This is a genomic window from Paenibacillus shunpengii, from assembly GCF_042684905.1.
Taxonomy (GTDB): Bacteria; Bacillota; Bacilli; order Paenibacillales; family Paenibacillaceae; genus Paenibacillus; species Paenibacillus shunpengii.
Window position 1 is genome coordinate 54,668 of the sequence record NZ_JBHUMJ010000013.1, and the last position, 9,879, is coordinate 64,546.

The window sequence follows — 9,879 nt, forward strand, 5'->3', positions numbered from 1 at the left end:
GAGGACAGTTTCATGGCACAAGTACAATACTATGGGACAGGTCGTCGTAAACATTCGGTAGCACGTGTTCGCCTTGTACCGGGTGAAGGACGCATTGTCATTAACAAACGCGACATCAACGATTATTTCGGCGGTTTGGAAACACTCAAACTGATCGTTAAACAACCACTTGAACTGACTGAAACTTTGGGTAACTACGATGTTCTCGTAATCGCTCATGGTGGTGGTATCACTGGTCAAGCAGGCGCTATCCGTCACGGTATCTCCCGTGCACTTCTGAAAGCTGACCCAGAATACCGTCCAGGTCTGAAAAAAGCAGGCTTCCTGACTCGTGACCCACGTATGAAAGAACGTAAAAAATACGGTCTCAAAGCCGCTCGTCGTGCACCACAGTTCTCGAAACGTTAATATTATCTTGGACTTTCAAGATTACAGCCTCTGGCCATCAGGTCGGAGGTTTTTTATTTTACTTCGCCTATCCTCTAAAGTGTCTGCACTCATATTCTTTAGTAGCGCATTAGAACAACTTCCTCAATCCCATCCTATGCCATTGCTGCAACCTTCTGAAGGACGTCATCGTTTAGAGTACAAGAAGGAATCCTCTTCTTATAACAACTTAATTTAATTAGAAGGCAGGTTATAACGATGCGACGATTGAATAAAAATGTGATTGGGTTCATGGCGGTTTCTTTAGCTATTACATTAGCTAGTGGCTTAACGTATGCAAATGTCGGCTTCACGGATATTCAAGGTACATATGGGGAAGCGGAGATCCGTTCCTTACAGGAAAGAAGTATCGTCAGAGGGATAGGGAACGGGGAATTTAAGCCTGAGTCCTCCTTATCGACTGCTGAGGCTGTACAATTGATTGCAGGAGGTCTTAAGTCGATTTCTAGCGACAAGAAGGAAGAGCTTAAGTTGGAAGGCGAGACAGTTGAAATGTATAGTGAGGTATGGCTTGAAGGCTGGTATGCAGATGCATTCATAGACTTTAATGACAATGGCCTTTCGGTTCCTGCGGAGCTGACACCATCATCCTCAATAACCAAGGAGCAATATACGGCATTACTCATAGATATGATCGAGAAATACGCCGGTTTGCCGCTGATCAATATCAAGCCTGAGGAAATCTCAGATGCAGATGACATCACACCTGCTTACCAAGGCGCCATTCAGCGCTCATTAGTTTGGGATATTACAGAGCTGGATGATAAGCTTAACTTTTCTCCGAGAGCGGAGATTACACGGGCAGAGGCTTCGGTTATGCTCTTCCATGCACTGGAGTTTTTGAGCAAGCATCCTTATAGGCACTAAATGTACAGTGAAACACGAATCTTCATCGTTTTACCTTAGAAATTGTAAAAGGCTTGTTCTTCTTTAAAGTTAAACTAAACAGATAATGCATTGGGTATTCTTCGGAGCTGCCCGTGTCTACTTCTGAATGGTCACTTTACTAACGAAGAACAGGCTTTTTTTGCATACTTTTTATCAAAAACAAATAAAGTTTCAAAAAAACCTTAAATTCTTAGTAAAAAAGTTGGATTTAGCATTGACTTTCTCCTGGTAAGATTTATACTTAATTGTAATTCATATCTAAATTGTAGGTTTTAATGTAAGGTAGTACACATATGGGAGGCAAGTACAAATGAATTTGTTAGAAAAAGAAGAATTGGCTAGAGTTAAAGCGATCGAGCTCGAGGATGCAACGCCGGAGGATATTATTCGTTTTGCTGTTGAGACATTTCCGAACATCACATTTGCTTGCAGTTTTGGTGCCGAAGATGTTGTCTTGGTTGATATGCTTCAAAAAATCAGTCCTAAATCAGACATATTTTATCTAGATACAGATTTTCATTTTAAAGAAACATATGAGACACGGGATCGTCTTGTAGCTCGTTATCATATTGATTTTGTCAGAGTATCACCAAAGATTACACCCGAAGAGCAAGCGCAGGAGCATGGTGCAGAGCTGTGGAAGTCTGATCCGAATGCATGCTGCAACATTAGAAAGGTAGAGCCTTTGACACGTATCCTATCTCAATATGATGCATGGATTACCGGAATTCGTCGTGACCAGGCACCTACTCGCGCAAATGCAAAGAAAGTAGAGTACGATACGAAATTTGGCCTAATGAAATTCAATCCGATTGCGGGCTGGACGAACGAGGATGTATGGAACTATATTCGGGAGAACAATCTGATCTATAATCCGCTCCATGATCAAAATTACCCAAGTATAGGATGCGAATATTGCACTAGACAGGTAATGCCGGGAGAAGATCCCCGAGCAGGACGCTGGTCAGGTAATGATAAAACGGAGTGTGGATTGCACAAATAAGCGATTCAATTTATTAAATTTAAATAGCTTGCGTAACTTCAAATCATCGTTATAGACAATCGCTCATAAGGAGATGGGTTCATGGCTGCGATATTGCCTCATGGTGGAACACTAGTAAATCGGATTGTAACAGGTGCAGAGCGAGAAGAACAGCTCAAGCAAGCTAAGGAGCTAAGACAGCTGCCCATTACCAATTGGACCATATCGGATTTGGATTTGATTGGTGTGGGTGCATTTTCTCCGTTGACCGGGTTTTTAAATGAAGAGGATTATCAGTCTGTAGTTCATAACATGCGACTTGCAAATGGTACGGTGTGGAGCATTCCGATTACACTTGATGTAAATCCCGAGTATGCAGCATCGTTTGAAATCGGTGAGGTCATTGCTCTAGTAGGTCAGGAAGATAGTGTGATCTATGGGACGCTGACTGTGGAAAGTGTGTATAAGGCAGATCATGAGGTTGAAGCAGTAAAAGTCTATAAAACAAATGATAAAGAACATCCTGGTGTGAAAAAGCTGTTTGAACGCCATACAACTTACGTAGGCGGTTCGATTCAAGTGTTGAATCGTAAGCAGCCAGCGAAGTTCGAAGAATTTTATTATGATCCGGCAGAGACACGTGAACAGTTTGAAGCCAAAGGATGGAAGACAGTGGTAGGGTTTCAAACACGTAATCCTGTTCACCGTGCACATGAATATATTCAGAAGAGTGCGATGGAGATTGTGGATGCTCTGTTCCTTAATCCACTTGTTGGTGAGACGAAGTCAGATGATGTGCCGGCGGATGTCCGTATGAAGAGTTATCTGGTTCTGCTCGAGAATTACTATCCGGCGAATCGGACTTTCCTGGGTGTATTTCCGGCAGCGATGCGTTATGCAGGTCCGAGGGAAGCGATCTTCCATGCGATGGTCCGCAAGAACTATGGCTGTACTCATTTTATCGTTGGCCGTGATCATGCAGGGGTAGGCGATTATTATGGTACCTATGAGGCCCAGGAGATCTTCACTAATTTTACAGCTGAGGAGCTTGGGATTACTCCGCTATTCTTCGAACACAGCTTCTTCTGTACGAAATGCGGAAATATGGCCTCCAGCAAGACTTGCCCGCATGGCAAAGAGGACCATTTAACATTGTCGGGTACGAAAGTAAGAGGGCTCCTGAGAGAGGGACAATGCCCGCCGCCGGAATTTACGCGCCCGGAAGTAGCGGAAGTGCTGATTGAGGGTATGACGGAGCAGCAGGTAACCACATAATTTAGGTTTGTCCTTATATAAATGAATATTTGTCCACCTCGTCCCATATAGATCATTATGGTCAGTTTGGATCGGAGGTGGCTTTTTTATGCGAAAAAAACGTTCGAATAAGCTCTTGGTGTGGATTCATGTTCGAACCATGAAGAGAGTCCTGCTGGGAGCTCTTCTGCTGGCTCTATTTGTCTGTATCGCTATATATGAGGTACCGGCATCTAAAACGTGGAATTATTGGAGCCTGCCGTTGTCAGGGAAGGTCATTGCTCTGGATGCAGGGCACGGAGGTCCAGACGGGGGAGCCGTGAGCAAGCAAGGGGTTATTGAGAAAGATATCAATTTAGCTGTAGCCTTGTATTTACGGGACTATTTGCAGCAAGCAGGTGCTACTGTGGTCATGACCAGAGAAACAGATGTCGACCTCGCTCCTGAAGATACCAAGGGATATTCCAAACGAAAAACAGAGGATCTGAAACAGCGTGTAAGAATGATTGAGGATAAGCAGGTGGATATGTTTATTAGCATTCACATGAACAGCATCCCTTCTAATCGCTGGAGCGGAGCACAGGTATTCTATTACCCGAATCATGAAGATAATCCAAACTTTGCTGCACTCATTCAGGACGAGATTAGACGAAACCTAGAGAATACAGATCGAATCGCAAAAACTGTTAACACCGTATATATGCTTCAAGCATTAAAAATGCCGTCTGTGCTTGTTGAGGTGGGCTTTCTGTCACATCCCGAAGAATCCAGACTACTGGCAGAGGATGAGTATCAGCGTAAGGTAGCAGCATCTGTCTACAAAGGAATTTTGAGATATGCCTCAGGGGAAAAAATGAAAAACTAAAATAATGCACCTCAGAGTGTTATAATAGATCTGTACTTGTATAAAAGGAATACATGCCAATAGATAAAGCTGAGGTGCTATCATCATGTTATCAAGAGACCAAGTGCTGGAATTATTATCTGGCATTCAGGAGCCTGTGAGCGGACTTCTGTATGCAGATCTGAACTTTATTCGCGATATCATGGTTAAAGAGGATCGAATCCATTTGACCATGATTTGTTTGACTGAAGATGAAAACGTTCGCAGAACGCTTAAAGATCAGGTAGCCTCTGTACTGCGTCAGGCAGGAGTGAATGAAGTTCATGTGCGGCTTCGCAATGCTTCTGACTTGGAGCGAGAAGGCGCGTTAGGGGATAGCAAGAAGAGCAATACAGAAGCAGCAGAACCAACTGATGAAGAAGTGCTGGTCAAAGGACACGCTGCAGGGATGGAGAATAACGATCTCCTAGATCCTGCGTCAGGAGTTCAGTTTATCGCCATTGCAAGCGGCAAAGGCGGGGTCGGCAAATCGACGGTTTCCGTAAACCTGGCTGCTGCCCTCGCGAGGCAGGGGAAGAGAGTAGGAATCATTGACGCGGATATTTACGGCTTCAGCGTTCCCGACATGATGGGGATTGAAGAGGGGCCTGCAGTGGTGGATGGAGCAATTCAGCCTGTGGAGCGTTTCGGTGTCAAAGTGATGTCTATGGGCTTTTTCGTTCAAGAGAACAGTCCAGTTGTCTGGAGAGGGCCGATGCTGGGGAAAATGCTGAGACAGTTCTTCAGTGATGTGAATTGGGGGAGTCTTGATTATATGATCCTTGATTTGCCTCCAGGTACAGGAGACATTGCACTGGATGTACATCAAATGATACCGCAAAGCAAAGAGATTATTGTAACGACACCCCATGCTACAGCAGCCTTTGTTGCGGCGCGAGCTGGAGCGATGGCGATACAGACGCAGCATGAGATTCTGGGCGTAATCGAAAATATGGCTTATTATCAATGCGGATCCTGTGGAGAGAAAGATTATGTGTTCGGAAGAGGCGGCGGGGGGCGGTTAGCCGAAAGCCTGCATACGGAATTGCTCGCCCAAATTCCACTCGGTAATCCGGATAATCACATTTCTGAGCCTGATTTCTCTCCATCGGTTTATAAGGATCATACAGAGATCGGACAAATGTATAATGATGTTGCAGCAGCGATTATTGATAAGACAACTGTTGAATAGAAATATTGAATAAAAAAACCAAGCCGCACTGATGTCATAGGCCGTCTTATGGACGAGCTAATGCCATGATTGGCTTGGCTTTTTTTATTAGGTTGAGACTCAAATAGGGTTAACTGCTGCCACCAGATCCGCTTTCTCCGCCTTCGCCGCCGCTTTCATTCCCGCCTTCACCACCGCCGCCGCCTTCGCCGCCGCCACCTTCGCCTTGAGCTCCGCCAGCGCCTTCACTTTGTTTAGGCTGCAGCTCCTCTTTGACAACGGCCTGCAGCAGCTCCATAACTTCCATACGGAAGAGTGGATTCTGCATAGCTTCCTGCATGACACTCATCGTCTGTTTGCGATAATCAGCACTTTGAGTGAGCTCCAGCATCATTTTTTGCATTTCAGGAGATTTCAGCATATCCTCCATCGACTTTTGGTACGTAGGGTCCTTAATAAGCTCCATGTGAATTTGCTTGCTCTGGGCGTTAACCACCTTGGCAAATTCTCCTGCAAATTTCGGGTCCTTCATGATCTCTTCAAATTCCTTCTTGTACTCAGGGGAGGAGAGGGTGTCTTTGACCGCAAGACGAATATCCTCACTTGATCCGCCTGAAGTAAGCATTCGAATACCAAAGCTTCCTGAAGCAGAGCCTCCGCCTGATCCTGAACCCGATCCGCCTCCGGATCCTGATTCTTCTTCCGAACCGCCCTCACCGCCGCCGCTTCCTGTACTGCTTTGACCAAGAAGGGCTTCCTCCATTGCTTTTTTACCTTCATCGCTTTTCAAAATATCAACGACCATCGTCTTCATTTCTTTATAACTGCCGCCTTGGGATCCAGAGCTTTGATCAGACCCGCATCCGGATAAAAGGGTGGCCATACCGCCTACCAAACACAAGTAACGTAAATTATGCCATTTCACGCGCCTCACAGCCCCTTTTTAAGATACTGATTGTAGTATGAGGGGAATACACGATAATTATGTCCGATAAGCCATGGTTTTTTATTGAGAAGGTTGGTAAAATAAAGACTCGGAGGTGGAAAAGGTTTGAATTTAAGGAAATGGTTTTATTTATTTTGGCGAACCTTATGTGTCGGGGGAATTGCTTCACTGATTACAGGCTTTATTCTTACGACCGGTGATTATGTATCCTCAGGAACAGCGGATTATCTTTTGTATCTGGTTATTCTGTTCGGCTCGGGCATGATGATCAGCTTGTACTCACAGCTTGGTTTTTTTGCTTATTTGATCTTGAACTATATGGGACGAGGCACCTTTTCTCAAAAAACATGGACTTATATTCAGCTTGCCTTAACAGCCCTTGCCTTGCTCGAATTAATGTTTTTCCGGATATTCATGAACGAAGGAAATGGAGCATCGGACCTTATCCTCGGCATCATTATTCTATTGACCGCTGTTGTAACCGCTTATTTTAAAGTGAGAGCTACCAATAATCATGCCCTTATACCGACATTATTTTTCATGATTGCATTGACAATTGTTGAGACAATCGGAGTGCTTAGCATAGGGGATCATTCAGCTACTGCCTTTACCGTTATTCCACTTCTGGCCTGCAATACATATCAAATTCTAATGCTGCACCGCATTGCACCAGCGTCAAGTGACGCATCAAGCAATCATACGGCAGACAGTAAGCCGGTCGGAGGGAAGACATCAAGCATGAATACGTCTGTAAATTGAAAAAAATGCCAAAGAGCTAACCGGGGTTAGCTCTTTTATTTTATATTCAAGTGTTCATCTGCCGATCACTAGGTCGAGCAAATTATTGCAAAAATAGAGCAGCAGTGTTAAAGCTGTGTATCGTTCATCGCTTGATCGCGTACTTCGGCACCTTTAACATTAGATTGATTGATCAATTCGGATACAGTAACGAACTCATATCCTTTTTGACGTAGCTGCTCGATAATTTGAGGAAGGGCTTCATGGGTTTGTTTAACAGAATCACTGGCATGCAGGAGTACAATATCTCCAGGATGAGCTTTACTTACAACACGATCTACGATTTGGTCGACGCCAGGGTTCTTCCAATCCAGGGAATCGGTGTCCCACTGAACCACTTGATAATTCAAAGTATCAGCGATACGAAGGACTCGTTTATCAAAATCACCGTTTGGCAAACGAATTAAGCTCGGTTCTTTTCCGGATACTTCGGTTAAAATACTATGTGCTGTTGAAATCTGCTTGCGAATTTCTTCATCAGTCAGACTGCTGTAATTGACATGCTTGTGACCATGGCTTCCAATTTCATAACCTGCGTCCTTTATGGAAGCTACGATCTCAGGATGGGTTTTACTCCAGGGAGAGGATAGGAAGAAGGTAGCCCTCTGGACATTTTGCTCCTCCAGTACTTTGAGAATAGGTTCTGTTCGCTTGTCACCCCAGCTGATATCAAATGTAAGAGCGATCACTTTCTTCTCCGTAGGTACACTGTATACAGCTGCAGGAGCTCCGCCTTCGGAGAACACGGAAATATCCTCTGTTTCAATATAGATGATCCCGAGTGTAAAGATTGCAGCGGCGAACACGATGAGGAACCTTTTGATTTTTCTCCCGTTTAATACATAGAAATATGAGTTCATGTCATTGCTCCTCCCATTAGCAGGCTCGTTTACTTTTATGTGTATGCTCGTACCTTGTACATATGACTAGTACGTACTATCAAAGATCTGATAGCTAAATGGGTTGGTTTAATTTCTAAGGAAGAGGGTAATAAGAAGATGTTTCGTTTTCAAACCTTTTTAATGGATGCTCGATCAATATCTCGATACATACTCGTAGCAACACTGATCTTTATAGGTGGTGGAGTGCTCGGTTGGATGAGTACAGGAGTTCTGCAGGATATCATGCTTCAGCAAATCAGTGGACTTAGCGAGATCAGCAACGAGCTGCGGCAAAGTGAGAATGTCCAGTGGAGCTTTTTCACGTTTATTTTTTTCAATAATGCCATAAAAGGTGTGCTTGTCATCTTTGCAGGAGCACTCGGCGGAATTATCCCCGTAATCTTCTTAATCATAAATGGCGGAGTGCTAGGCTTCTTGTTGCATGCAGCATGGCAGCAGGGAATTAGCTATTACGAGGTCGTAGTAAAAGGTTTGCTGCCACATGGCATTATCGAAATTCCAGTCATTATTATTGCTTGTGCCTTTGGACTGAAGCTCGGTGTAATGATATATAAGGCGCTGGGTGAAATCGGTATGGAAACAAGCACGAGATCCATTAGACTAGGTGCATATATGAGACAGACGGCGACCGCATCCTTATGGATTGTAATACTTTTGTTTATTGCTGCTATTATAGAGAGCACATTGACATACTTCTTGGTACAGTAAAAAATTTTTCGGCTATGATTCATAAATTTCCCAAAACTTGAGCATAACAATAAAACATCTTGTTAGTCAGACAAATAAAGTAGATGAAGGAGAAGTTCGATGCTCGGAATGCTGTTTAATGAAAAAGAATGTAAAGAACTCGATTACGTCCTAAGAAAAGAACTTGATGAGATGTTATTGGATCTTGGTGATTCAAGATTAGATCATGACATCCGTTACGCCATTGCAAACCGTTATAAGACAGTTTTCCGAATGTACGCACGTTTTGCACCAGCGAAGGAGTTATCCAAATATGCGCGGAACGGGCGGTTTCCACAGATCAAGTAAACGAATAAACTGATATAGAACCTCTCTAGTAATAGGGAGGTTTATTATTTTGCGTGAACTTTTTAATATGTATTTTGTGTTCAGTAGAAGTTAACAAATTGTTATATGAATTCGGAATAGTATCGTTAAATTTTTTTTATAAAACAGTTGACCTATTGCGTTATAATATGATAAATTATAACTCGTTCCTTTTTAGTAAGTTGTCTCTGCAATAGAGACGAAGCGAGATGGTAAAAAACTTCTTCAAAAAAAGTCTTGCATTACTGAATCGGATGTGATACATTATAAAAGTCGCCGCTGAAATTGAGCGACGGCGAGAAAATGAAAGATTTGATCTTTGAAAACTGAACAACGAGTGAGCAGAATTTTGCAACTGCAAAATTCTAAACGCGAGGTTATGGTACAAGTCGTCAGACGGTATGATAACCGAGCAAAATAAAGAGGACATTACGTTCTCGTCAGTTTTTCTAAATGAGCTTAATCGCTCTTTCAATATTTTGAAGGTTGGATATTTTCTCGAAGCGATTCGAAGGGTGTTCAGCTCGATAAATCCTTATTGGAGAGTTTGATCCT

The 9,879-nt window shown here is 43.4% G+C and carries 11 protein-coding genes; 9 read left to right on the forward strand and 2 right to left on the reverse strand.

Annotated elements, in window-relative coordinates; all coding sequences use genetic code 11:
- The first annotated feature begins 12 nt into the window (after positions 1–12).
- The 6 genes from rpsI (at position 13) to ACFSVM_RS25430 (ending at position 5,646) form a co-directional block, all read left to right on the forward strand.
- Positions 13–408 (forward strand): 30S ribosomal protein S9, encoded by a 396-nt coding sequence (gene rpsI, locus ACFSVM_RS25405; RefSeq protein WP_047914064.1) that lies wholly within the window; start codon positions 13–15, stop codon positions 406–408.
- Positions 409–645: 237 nt separating this feature from the next.
- The gene (locus tag ACFSVM_RS25410; protein ID WP_379265298.1) at positions 646–1,314 is read left to right on the forward strand and encodes an S-layer homology domain-containing protein; all 669 of its coding nucleotides are present in this window, start codon (positions 646–648) and stop codon (positions 1,312–1,314) included.
- A gap of 331 nt (positions 1,315–1,645) precedes the next feature.
- Positions 1,646–2,338 carry a phosphoadenylyl-sulfate reductase gene (locus tag ACFSVM_RS25415; protein WP_047914062.1) on the forward strand — a complete coding sequence of 231 codons (693 nt, stop codon included), beginning with the start codon at positions 1,646–1,648 and terminating at the stop codon, positions 2,336–2,338.
- Between the two features lie 81 nt (positions 2,339–2,419).
- Positions 2,420–3,592 carry a sulfate adenylyltransferase gene (gene sat, locus ACFSVM_RS25420; RefSeq protein WP_076315715.1) on the forward strand — a complete coding sequence of 391 codons (1,173 nt, stop codon included), beginning with the start codon at positions 2,420–2,422 and terminating at the stop codon, positions 3,590–3,592.
- A gap of 88 nt (positions 3,593–3,680) precedes the next feature.
- Positions 3,681–4,436: an N-acetylmuramoyl-L-alanine amidase CwlD gene (gene cwlD / locus ACFSVM_RS25425; RefSeq protein WP_047914060.1), complete on the forward strand. Its 756-nt coding sequence runs from the start codon at positions 3,681–3,683 to the stop codon at positions 4,434–4,436.
- Positions 4,437–4,521: 85 nt separating this feature from the next.
- Positions 4,522–5,646, forward strand: a complete 1,125-nt coding sequence (locus tag ACFSVM_RS25430; protein WP_379265302.1) for an Mrp/NBP35 family ATP-binding protein — start codon at positions 4,522–4,524, stop codon at positions 5,644–5,646.
- A gap of 109 nt (positions 5,647–5,755) precedes the next feature.
- Here the strand turns inward: ACFSVM_RS25430 and gerD are convergent, their stop codons facing one another.
- Positions 5,756–6,550, reverse strand: a complete 795-nt coding sequence (gene gerD / locus ACFSVM_RS25435; RefSeq protein WP_047914058.1) for a spore germination lipoprotein GerD — start codon at positions 6,548–6,550, stop codon at positions 5,756–5,758.
- Positions 6,551–6,676: 126 nt separating this feature from the next.
- On the opposite strand from gerD, the gene ACFSVM_RS25440 reads away from it, so the two are divergent.
- Positions 6,677–7,330, forward strand: coding sequence for a KinB-signaling pathway activation protein (locus ACFSVM_RS25440; RefSeq protein WP_047914057.1), 654 nt, complete (start codon positions 6,677–6,679; stop codon positions 7,328–7,330).
- Positions 7,331–7,437: 107 nt separating this feature from the next.
- Here ACFSVM_RS25440 and pdaB read toward each other — a convergent pair whose 3' ends face one another.
- Positions 7,438–8,229 (reverse strand): polysaccharide deacetylase family sporulation protein PdaB, encoded by a 792-nt coding sequence (pdaB, locus tag ACFSVM_RS25445; RefSeq protein WP_047914056.1) that lies wholly within the window; start codon positions 8,227–8,229, stop codon positions 7,438–7,440.
- Between the two features lie 138 nt (positions 8,230–8,367).
- Between pdaB and ACFSVM_RS25450 the strand changes: the two genes are divergently transcribed.
- Together ACFSVM_RS25450 and ACFSVM_RS25455 are read left to right on the forward strand one after the other, a co-directional pair.
- A complete protein-coding gene (locus tag ACFSVM_RS25450) occupies positions 8,368–8,979 on the forward strand; it encodes a stage II sporulation protein M (RefSeq protein WP_379265306.1) in 612 nt (203 codons plus the stop codon).
- 99 nt (positions 8,980–9,078) lie between these two features.
- On the forward strand, positions 9,079–9,306 hold the full coding sequence (locus ACFSVM_RS25455) for a hypothetical protein (protein WP_047914054.1): 228 nt from the start codon (positions 9,079–9,081) through the stop codon (positions 9,304–9,306).
- The last annotated feature ends 573 nt before the right edge of the window (positions 9,307–9,879 follow it).

Excerpts from the sequence above, each read along its gene's own strand:
- rpsI (WP_047914064.1), top strand. The coding sequence starts at position 13 with ATGGCACAAGTACAATACTATGGGACAGGTCGTCGTAAACATTCGGTA.
- ACFSVM_RS25410 (WP_379265298.1), top strand. The coding sequence starts at position 646 with ATGCGACGATTGAATAAAAATGTGATTGGGTTCATGGCGGTTTCTTTA.
- ACFSVM_RS25415 (WP_047914062.1), top strand. The coding sequence starts at position 1,646 with ATGAATTTGTTAGAAAAAGAAGAATTGGCTAGAGTTAAAGCGATCGAG.
- sat (WP_076315715.1), top strand. The coding sequence starts at position 2,420 with ATGGCTGCGATATTGCCTCATGGTGGAACACTAGTAAATCGGATTGTA.
- cwlD (WP_047914060.1), top strand. The coding sequence starts at position 3,681 with ATGCGAAAAAAACGTTCGAATAAGCTCTTGGTGTGGATTCATGTTCGA.
- ACFSVM_RS25430 (WP_379265302.1), top strand. The coding sequence starts at position 4,522 with ATGTTATCAAGAGACCAAGTGCTGGAATTATTATCTGGCATTCAGGAG.
- pdaB (WP_047914056.1), bottom strand. The coding sequence starts at position 8,229 with ATGAACTCATATTTCTATGTATTAAACGGGAGAAAAATCAAAAGGTTC.
- ACFSVM_RS25450 (WP_379265306.1), top strand. The coding sequence starts at position 8,368 with ATGTTTCGTTTTCAAACCTTTTTAATGGATGCTCGATCAATATCTCGA.
- ACFSVM_RS25455 (WP_047914054.1), top strand. The coding sequence starts at position 9,079 with ATGCTCGGAATGCTGTTTAATGAAAAAGAATGTAAAGAACTCGATTAC.